A 16,412-nucleotide genomic window follows, 5' to 3' on the forward strand; every position below is an offset into this window, starting at 1 on the left:
TGACGGAAAACAGAATTATGCAGTGATTTAGACAATGAATTTGAAATCGAATTTTTTAGTTCATAGCCAAAAAGGATATTTATTATGAAAATTTCGAAAAAATCTTCGCTGATCGCTTTGCTTGCTCTTAGCATGGGTGCTACGCCTGCCATGGCCGGAAAGGTCACGGCTCCAGCTGTTGGCGTTCCTGGAAATCTTGTGGTTGTCGATGACAACACCAGCATCGTTTCGGCAACCGTGTTGGGCTTTATCACGGTTAAATGCTATGTTGGCATGGGCAACGGAGACGGAACGGTTCTCACCACCGGAAGCACCTTGCCGACGACGCCGTCTGTCAATGGCACCGGACGCTTCGGAAGCGGCACCGCACGTGACTATCCGGGTTTCACGGGTTGCAACAGCGGTCCTGGCGGCGCTGGTGCGGTGACCTACCCCATCAACGTCGAAGCGGTCTCGCCGACGCAGATCAAGGTCGCGACTCTTCAGATCGTGACGCCGATCGGTACCTGCACGAAGAACAATGTTCTTTTGGGCTGGAACAACACCACCAAGGTGGCGACCCTGCCGACGACAAGCGCGGGCGTTTGCACGAACGTTTCGGGTTCGTTGCACGTTCCCTCGCTCAATATCATTGCGAACTAAATCCACCAAGATTTGGCATGGCGGGAAACCGCCATGCCATTTCCTGACATGATTCCGAAGAATATTGGCCGCCCACGTTATGGAAGCGATGTTTCCTTTTGGTCTCCGTGTCATGGATCGCCGCGCCGGGTTCAGCCGGTAGGGGCATATTTTGGTCCTTGGCCTACGTTGGCGGCTTCGGTTTGCGACAGGATTTGGAGCTCGCGGATATGAAAACGGCGAAGAAGGTCTTCCGGCTAGCAGCGCTGGGCATCGTGCTGACTGCCACCGGTTGCATCCAGGATGGTGTTGCGAAGCGCGAGCCGGGTAACTGGAAACTTGATCGAAAACTTGTGGCGTTTGAAATCGACGGCATGCCGCCCGAAGAGCGCAGTCGCATGGTGAATCTGATGTCAAGCGCCCCCAGTGAAATCCGGTGCCTCACACAAGAGCATATCGATAGTGAGGACCCCTTGGCCGTGTTGCTCGACAGGACGACCGGCGGAGCCTCCAAATGCTCATGGTCGAAAATGTCCATCGTCGGGGCCGCCGTCGATGTCGCCGGCGCATGTATCGTAGGAGATCAGGCGCTGGATATGACGATCAAAGGCACGGCAATAGCCGAGAAGGTCGATGTCGTCGTGACAATGGATGGAAAATTACCGGCTCGAAAAGTCGTTATGTCGATGACCGACGTTCGTACGGGGGGGTGTGCCGCCGACGCCGTCGGTGGCTCGTAAGTCGAGCGACGAAGCTGCCGGAATAATATTCCGTATATTATTGTTTGTATATTTGCCGTTCAGCCTACAGAAAGTTAGTTTAAACTAGCATACTCATATGCGGCGAAGTACGGCAGGAAAAATCAAAATTCTACAAGCTTGGAGTGGATGCATGCGGAAATATAGTTTCGTTCACGGCGTGATCGCCTCATTGGCCTTGCTGGCCGCCACCCCCGGTCTTGCCAAGGATGACAAGCCGAGTTTCAGTATCAAGACGCCGATCGAAAAGATCGCAGCGAACTCCGCCGCGCGGGCGGTAATCGATGCCGAACTGCCCGGCTTCACCAGTCATCCGATGTACGAACAATTCAAGACGATGAGCCTGGATGCGCTCGACGCGATGTTCCCGGGTGCGGTGCCGCGCGAGCGGATCGATGCGGTCGACAAGGCGCTGCGCGCCATTCCGGCCGACGCCGCCGCTGCGGCAGACGCTGCCAAGCCCGCCGACACCGCAGCGGTCGCAGCCCCGGCCGTCGCCGATGCAGCGACACCGGCAACGACTGCGATCGCCGGAGCCAATCCGCAACGCTAGGCGCAGACAGGCGCCTGCGGGCGCGGGTGGGAAACCGACATGGTATTGGACATGAACCGGCGCGAGTTGATCCTGACCGGATCGCTGGGGCTTGCCGCGTTGACGCTCGCCGGCCCAGGCGCCGCTGCGCTGCTCACCGCGACGGGCTTTACCCACAATGTAGCGAGCGGTGAGCCCGGCCCCGATTCCATCCTGCTCTGGACGCGCTATGTGCCGGGCAAACGCGGCGATACGCGGCTGACGGTCGAACTGTCGACCAGCGAGGATTTCATCGCCCCCAAGGCCGGCGGCACCGCCGTCGCAAAGCGCGCCGACGATCACACCGCGCGGGTCGTGGTGAAGGGGCTCGATCCCGGCCGCACCTATTATTACCGCTTCATTGCCCCCGATGGCGCCGTGTCGCCGATCGGGCGCACCCGCACGCTGCCGGTCGGGCCGGTGGCGCGCTTCGGGCTCGGCGTCTTTTCGTGCGCCAACATGCCGTCGGGCTGGTTCAACGCTTATGGTCACGCGTCGATGCGCGACGACATCGACCTGATGGTGCACACCGGCGATTATTTCTATGAATTCAAGCGCGGCTATTATCCCGATGCCGAGAAGGCGGCGGCGGGCCGCCTGATCGAACCCGCGGGCGAGGCGATAACGCTCGCCGATTACCGCCTGCGGCTCGCTTGCTATCGTGCCGACCCGGATCTTCAGCGGCTGCACCAGATGTTCCCGATGATCGCGCAGCGCGACGATCATGAACTGGCCAATGACAGCTGGTCGGGCGGCGCCGAAAATCACTCGCCCGATGAAGGCGATTTCAAGACGCGCAAACGTGCGTCGATCAAAGCCTATAATGAATGGCTGCCGGTGTCGGGACAGGCCTGGTCCAGCTATGACATCGGCGATCTCGCCACGCTTTTCCGCCCCGAAACCCGGCTGACCGCGCGCAGCGAGCCGCTGGACATGCGCGTTATCGTGGCGGGCGAGGGCGATCCGGTCGAGAAGTTGAAGGCGCTGCGTGACGGGCGGCTCGCCGATCCAAAGCGGACCTTGATGGGCAGCGCGCAGGAAAAATGGCTGTACGACGGCTTCGCGCGGTCGAAGAAGCGCGGCGCCATTTGGCAGCTTCTGGCGCAGCAGGTGCTGGTGGGGCAGTGGCGTGCGCCGCCGCTGCCGCCCGAACTGATGAAGAACCTGCGTCTTCCGCCCGAGGGAGTTGCCTATGTGAAGGCAATCGACGCCGCGACCAAGGCGGGACTGCCGCCCGATCTCGACACCTGGGCCGGATTTCCCGCCGCACGCGCGCGGCTGCTCGGCGCGGCGCAGGCGGTCGATGCCGATCTGGTCGTTCTGTCGGGCGACAGCCACAATGCCTGGGCTTTCGATCTGCAGGAAGGCGGCAATCCCGCCGGGGTCGAGTTCAGCGGACAGAGCGTTACCTCGCCGGGGCTCGAAGCCTATCTGTCGCTGCCCCCCGCTGCCACGGCGCAATTCATCAGGGGCGCGAGCCCTGAGCTGAAATGGGCCGATACCAGCCACCGCGGCTATATGGCGGTCGAAGTGACGCCCGAAAAAGTGACCAGCGAATGGGTGTTGCTCGACACCATCGCCACACGTTCGCTCGCGACGAAGCCAAGCCATAAAATGCATGTCGAGCGCGGACGAAAGGCAATCGCATGATACGCAAGACGGGCTGGCCGATGATGGTGAGCGGCGTTCCCGCGCGGCGCAATTTCATGAAGATGGCGGGTGTGCTGAGCGTCGCCACCTTGCTTCCGGCGGTGGCGCTTGCCCGAACCGAGCCTGCTCCGGCAGGGACGGCGCTGGCCGAAATGGACGCGACCGAACTCGCGGCGGCGATCAAGGCGCGCAAAATATCACCGCTCGAGGCCGTCGATGCGGCGATCGCGCGTGCGCAGGCGGTGCAGTCCGAGATTAATTGCATCTCCGAAGAGTTGTTCGATCACGCGCGGCGTCGCGCGGCGTCGGTCGATCTGTCAACGCCCTTTGCCGGCGTTCCCTATCTGATCAAGGACGAAGCCGATATCGTCGGCAAGGCCAAGCATTTCGGGTCGCGGCTCGACAAGGTCATGCCGGTGGCGAAGCGGAACGACGTGCTGGTCGAACGGTGCGAACAGATCGGTCTCAACACCTTTGGCCGCACGACCATGTCCGAGTTCGGCATCCTGCCGACGACCGAGACGCTGGCCTATGGGGTGACGCGCAATCCGTGGAACCTCGATCATGTTCCGGGCGGCTCGTCGGGCGGCGCCGCGGCGGCTGTGGCGGCGGGGATCGTGCCCAAGGCGCATGGCTCCGACGGTGCCGGATCGCTCCGAATTCCGGCCAGCAATTGCGGGTTGGTAGGCCTCAAGACATCGCGTGACCGGATCGTCGGGGGCTCGTTCCTCGGGCAGCCTTTCTGCCTGTCGCGGACGGTGCGCGACACGGCGAACCAGCTGGCGCTCGTCGAAACCCGGGGAGCCGGTGCGGCCTATCCGCCGATCGGGCAGGTGACGGGTCCGGCGAAGCAGCGGCTGCGCATCGGGGTCATCATGAACGGGCTGAGCGGAAACCGTCCGTCGCCCGAGGTTCAGGACAGCATCACATCGACGGTCAAGCTTCTCGAAGCGCTCGATCACAAGGTCGAGGAGGCGCAGTGGCCGTTCAACGGCACGCGGTTCGTCGAGGATTTCATGCTCGCCTATATGGCCAAAGCGAAAAATACGCGCGCCCGGATGACCAAAGGTGCGCCGCCTCCCGACCCCGCGATCCTGAAAGGGTTGATTGAGTCGGTGTCTTTCGACGTCGGCACGCTGGGTTCCGAATTCTCCGACGAACAGGTCGCAGAGGCCTATGTCCGCATGGCGGTCAGTTCGTCGGCCTATTTCCACCTGTTCGACAAAATGGACGTGCTGGTTACGCCGGTGCTGCTCAAGCCGCCCGCGCGGATCGGTGAGATCAACGGTTCGATTCCCTTGCCCGTCCTGCTGATGCGGCTGAACCATTATGCGGACTATACCATGCTGCAAAATGCGGCAGGCGGCCCGGCGATCAGCCTGCCGATGCACTGGACGAAGGATAATCTGCCGGTCGGTGTCCAGTTCGCCAGCGCGATGGGCGGCGAGCGCGTTTTGCTCGAACTCGCCTTTGAACTGGAACAAGCGCAGCCATGGGCGCAGCGGCGTCCCCCGTTGTGGGCGCCTTCGCGTGTCTGAATTTTTATATAAGCAATTGTTTTATAATATTTTTAGGGAGTGTGCGGCCAGATGACTATTTTCTCTTATGATGCGTCCGGACAGGGACGGCGGGGTTTCCTGAAAGCGATGGGAACGGCCAGTGCGGCAGCGTTGATCCCCATCGGCGGTCTGGCCCGCGCCGCAGTGGGCACCGATTTCGCCGATATGGATGCGACGGCGCTTGCCGCCGCGATCCGCGGGCGCAAGCTTTCGCCGCTGGAAGCGGTGAAAGCGGCGATCGCAAGAGCGCAAGCCATCCAGCCCAAGGCCAATTTCCTGAGCGAAGAGCTTTACGAGCGGGCGCTGAAACGCGCCGCCATCATCGACATCAAAACGCCCTTTGGCGGCGTCCCCATGCTGATCAAGGATGAGGCCGAAGTTGCCGGGACCGCAAAGCATTTCGGGTCGAAGCTCGACAAGATGATGCCGCCGGCGGCCAAAAATGATCAGCTTGTCGAGTTGATGGAGCAATCGGGTTTCAACATCTTCGGACGCACGACGATGCCCGAATTCGGGATCCTGCCGACGACCGAGACGCTGGCCTATGGCATCACGCGCAATCCGTGGAACCTTGATCATGTTCCGGGCGGTTCGTCGGGCGGTGCGGCAGTGGCGGTGGCGGCCGGGGTGATCCCCGTGGCGCACGGATCGGACGGCGCCGGATCGCTCCGCATTCCGGCCAGCAATTGCGGGCTCGTCGGGCTGAAGCCTTCGCGCGACCGGATCGTCGGCGATCACGCATTTATCGATGGCAAGCGCAATGTCGGATCCTTCCTGGGCGAATCCTTCGTGCTGTCGCGCACGGTGCGCGACACCGCCAACCTGTTGTCGCTTGTCGAGATCAAGGGGGCGCAAGCCCCCTTCCAGCCGCTGCGCACCGTCACCGGGCCGTCCAAAAAGCGGCTGCGCGTCGGCTATATCATGAACGGCATGGGCGGGCATGTCCCCTCGCCGGAAGTTCAGGAAAGCGTGACCAATACGATCACTACGCTCCAGTCGATGGGCCATCAGGTCAGCGAAGTGCAATGGCCGTTCCCCGGTGAGCGGTTTATCGAGGACTTCACCCTCATCTATGCGGCGCGCGCCAAAGAGGCGAAGAAGATGCTTCCGGCCGGTGCGGAAATTCCGGATTCGGTTCTGAAGGGTTTGGTCGAGCCGGCATCCTTTGCGATGGTCGGGATCAGCGACGACCTGACCGACGAAGATGTCGAAAAGGCTTATGCGCGGATCGAGGAGTGCTCGAAGGCCTATTTCTCGCTCTTCGACAAGATCGACATTCTCGTCACCCCGGTCCTGCTCAAGCCGCCCGTCCGGATCGGTGAGATCCATGGATCGCTGCCGATTTCGGTGCTGATGCAGCGGCTCAATCACTATGGCGACTACACCATGCTCCAGAACGCCAGCGGCGGCCCGGCGATGAGCCTGCCGATGCACTGGACGAAGACCGGCCTGCCGGTCGGCGTGCAGTTCGCCGGGCGCATGGGCGCCGATTATGACCTGCTCGAACTCGCGTTCGAACTGGAGGCCGCACGGCCCTGGGCAGCGCGGCGTCCGCCGCTCTGGGCACCCACACTCGTTTGATCGCACGGCGGCTTCGGCCGCTTGGCGAACGGAAAGGGCCGGTATGGCGAGGTCGGGGGGCCTCGTGTCGATGCCGGCCCTTTTTGCGGGCTCGTCCCCGCGAATCATGGGAGACAAATAGATGCGTCGGTTTTTTGCGCCCATTGGGGGCAGCGTCATTCTGGCGTTGCTTGTCACCACTGCCACTACAGCCACCGCGCGTCAGCAGAGCGGGGCACCTGCGCCGGTTTCCCGGCCGACGTCGGCCGACCCGCTTCCAACGACCTCGGCGCTCTATCAATCCTATGTTGCATCGAAGAAGATGCCCGGCATCGTGGGCGCCTTTGGCATGGCCAACCGGCAGACCATTTTCGTTTCCGAGGGCAAATTATCCTATGATGCGGGCGCGGCGCCCGCGGGCCCGGACAGCCTGTGGCGCGTCTATTCGATGACGAAGCCGATCACCGGCATGGCCGCGATGCTGCTGATCGAGGATGGCAAGTTTCAGCTCGACACGCCGGTCGGCGATATCTTGCCGGCGTTCAGGAATATGACGGTGCAGCTCAATGCGGATACGCTCGAAGCACGCCCTGCGGTGCGGCCGATCACGGTGCGGCATTTGCTCACCCATACCGCGGGCCTCGGCTATAATATCCTGACAATGGGCCCGCTGCTCGAGGAATATAACAAGAAGGGCATTAACCCGGCTCAGATCAATCGCGCGATGGAGGCGGGCGCCCGCAAAGTCCGGGCGCCGTCGCTCCAGGAATTTGCCGATCGCGTCGCCACGCTTCCGCTCACCGCCGATCCGGGGACCAAATGGAGCTATTCGATGGGGCTCGATGTCCTCGGCGCGGTGATCGAGAAGGCAAGCGGGATGTCGTTCGACAGCTTCGTCCAGACGCGCATTTTCAACCCACTGAAGATGCAATCGAGCTGGTGGGCCGTGCCGCCGGGCGAGGTTGGCCGTTTTGCCACCAACTATATGATCATCGGTGAAAATTCGACGCCGTTCGATCCCGCCGCGACATCGGTCTGGCTCGACCCGCCCAGTTTTCCCTATGGCGGTTCGGGCCTTGTCATGTCGGCGCGCGACTATGATCGCTTCCTGCACATGCTGCAAAATTACGGGACACTCGATGGTGCGCGGGTGATGAAGGCCGAAACCGCGAAGCTCGCCATGTCCAACCTGCTGCCCGCCGGGGTTGAATTCACGATGATCCGCAGCGGCGCCGGCGGACCGATGGACGCGAAGATGGGCTTTGGCGCGGGCGGTTTCGTCGTGCTGGAAGACAGGAATAATGCGATGAATGTCGGCGCCTATGGCTGGGGCGGCGCGGCGGGAACGGTCGCATGGGTCAATCCGGGCAAGAAGGTCCGCGGGACGGTCATGGTCAATTATTTCCCGGGCGAGAAATGGCCGGTCCGTGAGGAGACGCTCAAGACCCTGTTCACCGACATGGCTGCCTATGGTTTCAAACCGCAGACCGGGCGCGGTGGCCGGTGACGATGCGCGGGGCTAGATCAGCAGCTCGGTGAATTCGCCGCGCATACAATGGTTGCTGCTCATCGCCGCGCCGTAGCCGCCGGCGTTGAGCAGCGCGATCCGGTCGCCCTCCTCAAGCGGCGGCATGGCGACATCTTCGGCCCACAGGTCGAGCGCCTCGTTGATATTGCCCGCGATGGTGATGCGCGCGCTGTTGCCGCCCCGTGGCACACAGGCGACGGGTTCGCAGGGCAGGTCATAGAAGGCGGGTTCGGGGTGGAGGTTGAATCCGCCATCGACGCTGACGAACAAGGTGTCGCGCTTGCGTTCGACATTGGTGACCTCGAGCACCAGCATCCCGGCATCCTTGACCAGATAGTCGCCGGGCTCGACCGCGATTGTGACATTGCGGTCCGCGAAATGGCGCTTGAGCAGCGCGGCCCAGCGCGCGAGGTCGAGCGGCTTGTCGGACGCGCGGTGCGGCACCCCCAATCCACCTCCAATGTTTACGATGTGTACATCGGGCAGGTCGGCGAGAAAATCGAGCCCGGCCTCCAGCGCCGCCTCCCAGTCGCCGAGCTGCTGGTCGAGGTAGCCGCAGCCGACATGGAAATGGAGGCTGGTGATGCGAAGATCATGCGCACGCGCAGCGGCAATCGCCTCGTCCCATTGCTCGCGATAGACGCCGAATTTGGTCGTGCGCGCGCCGGCATAGGTCAGCCGTTCGCTGTCGCCATAGCCGACACCGCGTACCGGATTGACGCGAATGCCGATCGCGCGGCCGGGCGCGCGTTCGCCGATCCGGCGGATCATGCCGATGGAATCGCAGTTGATCGTGAGTTCGGGATGGGCGAGCAGCCGGTCGAGATCGCGGCGCGACACGCCGGTTCCGGTGAAGCTTATCTGGTCCGCCGCGAAGCCGCAGGCCAGCGCATGATCAAGCTCGGCAGGCGAGCAAATATCGACCCCGCACCGTCCGGTCGCCGCCAGCATTTGCAGCAATGGCGCGTGACGATTGGCCTTGATCGCATAGTAAATACGATGCGTGTGTCCCGTTCCGGCCAGTGCAGCCAGGACGCGATCCAGATTGGCGCGCACCCGATCGGCCGAATAGAGATAGAGCGGACCCTCGGTCTCGGCCGCCCGCGCCGCAACATCATGGCCTGCGAAGATCAGCCGCCCCTCGATATGGGCGAGGTCGCCGCGCTGCCACCAGATATCCCCCGTCATCGCGGCGGCTTCACAGGCCGGCCGGGCAGGGGGCCGTGCGGCCAGATGCCGGCGCCCGTTTTCGTTGACCGGATCGTGCCGGCCTGTAATCCATTCGCGGCAATCGGGTGCGCCGCACGAGCAGGCGAACTGGACGTGCAGCCGGTCTTCGGTCGCGGCATAGTCGATCGTGACACGCTCGTTCGCGGCGATCGGCCGGAGCGCCACCAGCTCGAAACTTTCCATGTCGAGACGGCCATTGGGATCGCAGCCGTGCGACAGATAGCCGATGAACCGGGTGTTCGAAATATGCTGGCCGTCGCGGACCTGCAGGCTGTGCTGCGACACCTGCGGGCCGATATCACCTGCGAAGCAGTCGAGTATCGTCCCGGCCGCGCAATCGCGGAGCGCACGGACGCACAGGCCGACGATCGCATCATGGTCGATCGCGAGCAGTTCCATATCCGCGTCGTCGCAGATCATGGCATTCAGCGATGGCGAAAACACTGTCAACATTACCCCCATAGACCACCGCATTGCCCCACAAGCGGCGAGTCCGGTCCCTCAATGTGTCTTATACAGCAAAATTCTTATGGAATTGTAGCCGGTTCTGTCTGTGACGGCGATCATAGTGCAGCCCGTCCATCATCTTGCGGACCAGATGGATGCCGAGCCCGCCGATCGGCCGGTCCTCGACCGACTGGCTGGTATCGGGTTCATCATTCTGGAGCGGGTCGAAGGCGATGCCGTCATCCTTTATCTGACCCGCGACCGCGCCATCGGCGACGCGTAACTCGACCTGCACGACGGGTTCGCCGTCGCGGACACCATGGCTCAAAATATTGGTGATGATCTCATCAAGCGCGATCATGATCTGGCTGGTGGTTGTGCCCGGCACGTCGCGGCGTTCCAGAAATGCTTCGGCATCGTCCATCAGCGCCTGAAAACCGGCGCGTCCGTTGGACAATGTGCAAGCGAATTCCGTCTCCACGATACCGATCCCTTGAACGGGGCAAAACCTAAGCTTGCGGAAAGCCAACATAATCGAGTGGAAAAAATTCTCAATCTCTACATAATGGCGCCAACTCGGGACGCGCGTGCATCCGCAACAGGAATCGGCAATGGAAATCAGCGAACAACAGCTCGACGGCGCATGGCTTGTCGCCGCCGCGGGGCGGATCGACAGCAACAGCGCAGCGGCGCTGGAGGCCGTGCTGCCTGGCCGCGTTCAGGAGCATGGCGCGACGATCATGGACCTGAGCGAGGTGGCCTATGTCAGTTCGGCAGGGCTGCGCGTATTTCTGAAGGGCATGAAGACCGCGAAGGCGACGGGGCACAAGCTTGCGCTCACCGGCCTGTCACCGTCGGTCCACGAGGTGTTCGACATCAGCGGCTTCACCGCCATCTTCACGATCGAGCCCGACGTCGCGGCGGGTCTCGCCGCCATCCGCTAAGCGGTCAGCCGCGCCGCAAAACGGCAAATAGCCCGTCCGGCTCCAACAATATCGCAATCGCATCCAATATGGCCGAAGGTTCGGCGGCAGGGTCGATCGCGGCATAGGCCTGCGCGCGCAGCGCCATCTCCGGCCCGGCGAGCGCGAGCAGGCGCAGGTCCGGCGGCGGGTTGTTCTCGTCCCAGCTCAGATGCTCGATCCGTGTGATCGCGTAAGCCGCGCGGGCGAGCGCCAGTGCGGCGTCGGCGCCCTCCGTAAATAATTGGCGTTCGAAAAAACTGCGTGCCGCGACCGCCTGTGCCAGCGCATCGGAAGCCGTCGCCGCTTCGCATTCGCCGACCACCAGCGCGGCTTTGCCATCGCCGCGACACAAGGCAAAAAAGCAGCCCGGCGGGGCGTCGCCGAGCAGGCGCACAGCGATGTCGCAGCCCGCGACTGTCGCTGCGATGGGCGCGAAATGCGATTGCTGCCAGGCGCGCCGCGCATTCGACGGCGTGCGCGCCGCATCTTCGTAGCGCAACTGCCGGTCCAACCGGTCGCGCGCGGCGGTGCGGTTGGCGTCGATCAGCCGCAGCGCGGCGGACAAATCCTTCGCTTCGGCGATCGAGAGCGCTTCCGAATTTCCCGGCGCCTCGCCGGTTTCCAGCGCGCCGATCACGCGCGCACTCGCGTCCAGTTCCCGGGTGATCCGCCGCGCGACATACCAGCCGGCGGCCAGACCAACCACGGCGGCGAGCGCGATGCCCAACTCGATCCAGTGGAGCAGCCGGTCGATCCGGGCGAAGACCGGTTCGGCATCGACACGTGCCGCAACGAAGCGACCCGGCGATACGGGGGCCAGCGCGACGACATGGCGCCTCCCGTCGGCGGCGCGCGTGATTGGCAGGATCGCCGGTTCGGTGGCCGCCGTCGGTGCGGGGATCGTCCATGGCGTGACCGACGGAACGAGCGCGATGGGCTTTGCGTCGCCGCCGATCAGATAATAGCCGTCGAGCCCGTCGATATGCCGCGCCGCCGCCGCTATCGCGCGCTGGCGCAGCGGGTCGCGGGCGATCGCGTCGGGTTGCTCCCCGGCGCTGAGGAATTCCGCGCCGGTGATCGCGGCGGCCAGCGCGCGGTCGTTTAGTCCGCTGAGCATTTCAGCCTTGCCCTGAAAATAGAGCAAGGCGCCGTTCACAGCGGCGAGCAGGATCAGCAGCGGGATCGAGACGAAAAGGATGATCGAACGGATGCTCATCGCGCGGGCGCCTCGATATCCATCAGCCCGACGATGAAGTCGGGGCATTCGCGCGCGATGGTGAAGATGTGGGGCTTGGCAAGGCACAGAGCGTGGAGCCCGTCGGGGCCGGCACGATAATCATGGGCGGCGGGCAGGGTGAAAAGCAGCGATGGCGCATCGAACAAGGCATTCGCGCGCTCCGTTCCCGCCATCGCCGATCCGCCGATCACGATATAAAGCATGTCGGCGACATGGCCTTGCTCGATCAGCATGTCCTCGCTGCCGAAATGGCGCGGCCGGACATGCTGCGCGACCATCAGCAATTCGCGTTCGGTCAGCCGGTCGAACGGCGGGATCGCTGCCAGCGCGGTCATGCGGGCGATGACGTCGACGCCGATCATGGAAGCGCCTCGCTTCCCAGCTCGATCGTGACATTGTCATGGCGCAGCCGGGCGACGCCGGCGGGGATGGTCGCTGCTTCATCGGGGGCGAGCGAGATCGCGTTGCCATTCGCTTCGACCGTCAGCGGGCTGTTCGCGATCAGGCGGAGCAGGCGGGTGGCGGGATCGAAAGACAGGCAGGCGCCATGGTCCAGATCGGCGAGCGCCTCGACATGATCGAGCAGATGCGGCTGCGCGGCAAGGCGGTCGCGCAGCCGCAGCATCGCGCGCGCGGCGAGTGCGGATGTCAGATCCGGTCCGTCCGCCGCGATCCAGATAAGCCGCCGCGCCGGGCTGTCCGCCAATAGGACGACGCCACCGGCATCGCCGACTTCGTCCCGCAGCAGCCGTTCGCTTTCTGCGAGCCGGTGCCGGTCGGCCGCGATCATGGCATCATGATGTGCGTTCGCGACATGACCGTTCAACCGGTCGAGGGCATCGCGCAGCGCGCGGGCTTCGCGCGGGCTGCGGATCGCTGTCGGCGGGCTATGCTCGCCCGCGGCGATCCCGAGCGCGTCCTGCGTCAGCCGCTCGATCGGCCGGGCAACGCGCCGCACGATCTGCAGCGTGACGAACAGGCAGGCGAGGATCGACGCGAGCCCGATCATCGCGCTCTGGAACAGCGCGTTCTGCGTCGCGATCTGGATGACGGAGACGTTGACGTCGGCACCCGCGGTGCCGGTGATCCGGCCGTCGGCGCCATAGACCGGAGCGGCAGCGGTTTTCAGCAAGCCCCATTGCTCCTGATATTCGACGGGCGAGATATGAATGCTGCCGCTTTGCTGCACTCTGCGTAGGCCCGCGACGGTTTCGGCGGGCAGGCTGTCGGGCGAGCCGATCAGCGTGTGATCGTCGCCCTGGGTGCCGTCGAGGACATAGAGCACGTCCTCGGGGCCCCCCGCGATCTGAGTGTAGATATAGGTGAGGCCAAGCCGGTCGCGGATGCGCTGCATCGGTTCGACGTTGCGGCGATAGGGCGGTTCCCGCTCGACCTTTTCGGCGTCATTCTTGCTGTCGGTTGCGGCGCGGATCAGCCGGTCGTGGTCGGCGGGATCGATCAGCGCCCCGGTCAGCGCGCTCGCGGCGATCAGGCGGTCGTCGAACCCCTTCAGCGTGATGGCGTAAAGCGCATTATAGACGATCGCGGCGAGCAGGATCGCGACCACGACGACGATCGGCAGGAAGGTTCGCAGCAGTAGCGACTGGATACCGATGGTTTTTTCAGGCGGCATGAGCGCGTCCATCCTGCACGCGCAGCATCACCAGCGCGAGGTCGGGGTGGCGCGACGCGGCGTCCATTATCGCATCGTTGGCGATCCAGAAATCCTGGCCTGCCGCGATACCGTGGGTTGCGGGGCATTCGGGCCGGACGCTGCACGCCGATCCCGCCAGATCGGTCAAAGCGCGCAATGTCGCGGCAGACAGGCGGGGCATGCCCGACAATGCATCGACCAGCGCCACTATGTCCGGACCGGCCCGGCTTTTAAGGTCGAGGAGATGCAGGAGGTGACGGCGCAGCACTGCCGGCATGCCGGCTTGCACCAGCTGGCTGGCCTGTCTGGTGAAGGCGGCGGGGGGCAGGCGATCGTGCAGGATGGACAGCGCTGCGGCGGTTTCGATCCACTGGCCGCTGTCGAGCGCGGCATTGGCCAGCGTGACAAGATCGACCTCGGTTGTCGCGGCGGCTTCGCCGTGCGCGTGCAAAATCGCGTCGATTTTGCGGAACAGGGTGTGGCCGACGCCGCTTTCGATCGCCTCCAGCGCATTGCCGCGCACCTTGGGATTGGACGAGTGAAGCGACACGATCAGCAGGTCGAAATTGGGCAGCAGTCCGCCTAGCGCCAGAAGTTCGAGGACGAAGTCGATCGACGCCTCGGCGCGTTCGCGCCGCGCGCGGAGGAGCAGGGTGAGCGCGGCCGAGCCATCGGGGACGGGGGCGGCGCCCCCGATCAGCGCGCGGGCGTCGGTGAGCTCATGATCGACCAGCCTGCCGAGCTGGGCATCAAACTGGGCATAGGAAAGTTCGGCCAAGGCATGTGCGGCGATCGACCGTTCGGAATAGTCGCGCCGCCGGTCGCGCAGCGCCGCGACGAGGTGCGGAATAGCCGTCTCGCCGAGCCCCGCGAGCATCGCCGCGATGGAGCGGCGATCGCGCGGCGCCACCGTCCGCGCGGCGGTCAATATATCGGGGATCGCCTCGACATCGCCGATCCGTCCGATCAGCGAGATCGCCTTTTGGCGCTGGTCCCGGGGGAAGCTGCCGAGCCGGTCGGCGAGCAGGGGGACGAGGTGAATGTCATCAGCCGTCGCGAGATCGTGCAGCCGGTTCAGCGCATCGTCGTCGCCATCGCGCAGCGCCGCGAACAGATGGTCGACATCGCCTTCTGACGCCGGGGATGTTCTTTGGGCCAGCCCCAACAACGACCGCGCCCGCTGCGCCCGCGCCGCGTCTTCGCCGCGCGCATCGCTCTGCAACTGTGCCGCCGCCTCGGGCGCAAAGCTTGGCATCGCGAGCGCGGGGTCACCGAAATTGAGCCAGCCGCGCCGCATATTGGCGCTCATCGCAGCGGGATAAAGCTGACGAAGCAGGACGACGATCGCTATCAGCGCCGCGCCCAATATGATTCCGATTCCCGATAGTTCGCGCAGGTCGAGCCGTGTTGCCGCATAGAGCAGAAAGGCGCCGGCGATCAGGCTGGCGAGCGGTTCGCACATTCCCTCGATCACCGTTCGCAGCGGGCGCTTGATCGCCGAGGGGACGGCGTTGAACAGCAGATTCTGGTTATTGTATTCGATCGACGTCAGCACCGCATGATAGGCGAAGAAGGCCGCGATTGCTGCCACATAGCCGCCGCTGAGGAAGAACAGACCGAAGGCCGCGAAATAGGTGAGGGGCAGGATGAAGGCAATGTTGCGGACGCCGAAGCGCGAGACCAGCCGGTTGAAGACGAACAGGCAGATAATCAGGTTGAAGATGTTCGACGCGGCATAAAGCGCGCCGAACAGCGCCGCGAGCTCGGCCTCGCTCCGTCCCGCCTGCAGCACCGTCGAATATTGAAATTCGGCGAGGTTGGTCATCAGCAAGGTGACGAACAAGGTCGCGGTCAGTGCGACGGTATAGCGCGAGGTCCGAAAGCTGCTCGCCAGCATCGCCAGCTGCGCGCGCACGCCCTGCGGCGCGTCGCCGGCATCGGCGTCGCTTTCGGCAATCTGCTGCCAGCGCCGCCCCAGCATCCGCGCGAGCGGGATAGTTCCGAGCGCGATGGCGGCCCACAGCGCCATGAAGCCGTGGATCGGCACGATGGCGGCGGAGAGGTTGACGATCATCGCCCCGGCGGCGGTGCCGAGCGCGCAAAAGGCCGCGAACAACGGGAACAACCGTTTGGCGTCCTGAATATCGAAATAGGCGTCGGTATAGTTCCAGAACAGGCTGTAGAGCCCGATATACCACATCGCGAGATAGAGCTTGAGCGCATAGTAGAGCGCCGGATTTCCGCCCGTGCTGCCGAGCAGGGCCCAGAGCGTTACGCCGCCCGCGACGAGGAGCAGCAGCGTCATCGTCACCATCTGGTCGATCGAGAAACGAACCATCAGCACCGAAAAAATGCCGGTGTAGAACAGCATCACCAACGGGGTGAGCATGAAGATGACGGGCAGCTTGTCGGCGCCGACGTGGCTCAGGAACGCGGCATCGCCCGCGCTGAACCCGATCCCCAATCCCATCTGGAGCAGGAATCCGAACAGCCCGAACTGGACGAGCTTGGGCCATTCGCCCCGGTTAACGCGGAACAGGCGATTGAGACTGTCGATCAAATTCTTTCGCCCTCCCGCCTTCGCCCGTTCGCATAGCAACAAATTATTTAAGAAGTTAGCTGCAGAGTTGTC

General features: G+C 63.6%; 14 protein-coding genes. 8 read left to right on the forward strand and 6 right to left on the reverse strand.

Features of this window, described 5'->3' with window-relative positions:
• The first annotated feature begins 84 nt into the window (after window positions 1-84).
• From ACSYDV_RS12650 to ACSYDV_RS12680, 7 genes are all read left to right on the forward strand, one after another.
• Window positions 85-642: a hypothetical protein gene (locus ACSYDV_RS12650; protein ID WP_438324169.1), complete on the forward strand. Its 558-nt coding sequence runs from the start codon at window positions 85-87 to the stop codon at window positions 640-642.
• Between the two features lie 209 nt (window positions 643-851).
• Complete coding sequence (locus ACSYDV_RS12655; RefSeq protein WP_438324170.1) at window positions 852-1,361, forward strand: DUF3617 family protein; 510 nt, start codon at window positions 852-854, stop codon at window positions 1,359-1,361.
• A 151-nt stretch (window positions 1,362-1,512) separates the two neighbouring features.
• Window positions 1,513-1,932, forward strand: coding sequence for a hypothetical protein (locus ACSYDV_RS12660; protein WP_438324171.1), 420 nt, complete (start codon window positions 1,513-1,515; stop codon window positions 1,930-1,932).
• 39 nt (window positions 1,933-1,971) lie between these two features.
• Window positions 1,972-3,600 (forward strand): alkaline phosphatase D family protein, encoded by a 1,629-nt coding sequence (locus ACSYDV_RS12665; RefSeq protein ID WP_438324172.1) that lies wholly within the window; start codon window positions 1,972-1,974, stop codon window positions 3,598-3,600.
• Entirely contained in the window at window positions 3,597-5,138 is a 1,542-nt protein-coding gene (locus ACSYDV_RS12670) for an amidase family protein (protein ID WP_438324173.1), read from the forward strand. The genes ACSYDV_RS12665 and ACSYDV_RS12670 overlap by 4 nt, the downstream gene beginning before the upstream one ends.
• A 51-nt stretch (window positions 5,139-5,189) precedes the next feature.
• Window positions 5,190-6,740, forward strand: coding sequence for an amidase family protein (locus tag ACSYDV_RS12675; protein WP_438324174.1), 1,551 nt, complete (start codon window positions 5,190-5,192; stop codon window positions 6,738-6,740).
• A 121-nt stretch (window positions 6,741-6,861) separates the two neighbouring features.
• Window positions 6,862-8,226: a serine hydrolase domain-containing protein gene (locus tag ACSYDV_RS12680; protein WP_438324175.1), complete on the forward strand. Its 1,365-nt coding sequence runs from the start codon at window positions 6,862-6,864 to the stop codon at window positions 8,224-8,226.
• Window positions 8,227-8,238: 12 nt separating this feature from the next.
• Here the strand turns inward: ACSYDV_RS12680 and ACSYDV_RS12685 are convergent, their stop codons facing one another.
• Window positions 8,239-9,921, reverse strand: coding sequence for a diaminopimelate decarboxylase (locus ACSYDV_RS12685; RefSeq protein WP_438324295.1), 1,683 nt, complete (start codon window positions 9,919-9,921; stop codon window positions 8,239-8,241).
• A gap of 67 nt (window positions 9,922-9,988) precedes the next feature.
• Entirely contained in the window at window positions 9,989-10,405 is a 417-nt protein-coding gene (locus tag ACSYDV_RS12690; RefSeq protein WP_438324176.1) for an ATP-binding protein, read from the reverse strand.
• A gap of 130 nt (window positions 10,406-10,535) precedes the next feature.
• On the opposite strand from ACSYDV_RS12690, the gene ACSYDV_RS12695 reads away from it, so the two are divergent.
• Window positions 10,536-10,868: an STAS domain-containing protein gene (locus ACSYDV_RS12695; RefSeq protein WP_438324177.1), complete on the forward strand. Its 333-nt coding sequence runs from the start codon at window positions 10,536-10,538 to the stop codon at window positions 10,866-10,868.
• Between the two features lie 4 nt (window positions 10,869-10,872).
• Here the strand turns inward: ACSYDV_RS12695 and ACSYDV_RS12700 are convergent, their stop codons facing one another.
• From ACSYDV_RS12700 to ACSYDV_RS12715, 4 genes are read right to left on the reverse strand one after another with little or no spacing between them, the layout of a single operon-like run.
• Complete coding sequence (locus tag ACSYDV_RS12700) at window positions 10,873-12,105, reverse strand: hypothetical protein (protein WP_438324178.1); 1,233 nt, start codon at window positions 12,103-12,105, stop codon at window positions 10,873-10,875.
• Entirely contained in the window at window positions 12,102-12,488 is a 387-nt protein-coding gene (locus ACSYDV_RS12705) for a cyclic nucleotide-binding domain-containing protein (protein WP_438324179.1), read from the reverse strand. The genes ACSYDV_RS12700 and ACSYDV_RS12705 overlap by 4 nt, the downstream gene beginning before the upstream one ends.
• Window positions 12,485-13,759, reverse strand: coding sequence for a histidine kinase (locus ACSYDV_RS12710; protein WP_438324180.1), 1,275 nt, complete (start codon window positions 13,757-13,759; stop codon window positions 12,485-12,487). Before ACSYDV_RS12710 ends, ACSYDV_RS12705 begins: the two co-directional genes overlap by 4 nt.
• Window positions 13,749-16,340 (reverse strand): MFS transporter, encoded by a 2,592-nt coding sequence (locus ACSYDV_RS12715; protein WP_438324181.1) that lies wholly within the window; start codon window positions 16,338-16,340, stop codon window positions 13,749-13,751. Before ACSYDV_RS12715 ends, ACSYDV_RS12710 begins: the two co-directional genes overlap by 11 nt.
• Window positions 16,341-16,412 lie beyond the last annotated feature (72 nt).

It is taken from the genome of Sphingopyxis selenitireducens, assembly GCF_051550705.1.
In the GTDB taxonomy this organism is placed as follows: Bacteria; Pseudomonadota; Alphaproteobacteria; order Sphingomonadales; family Sphingomonadaceae; genus Sphingopyxis.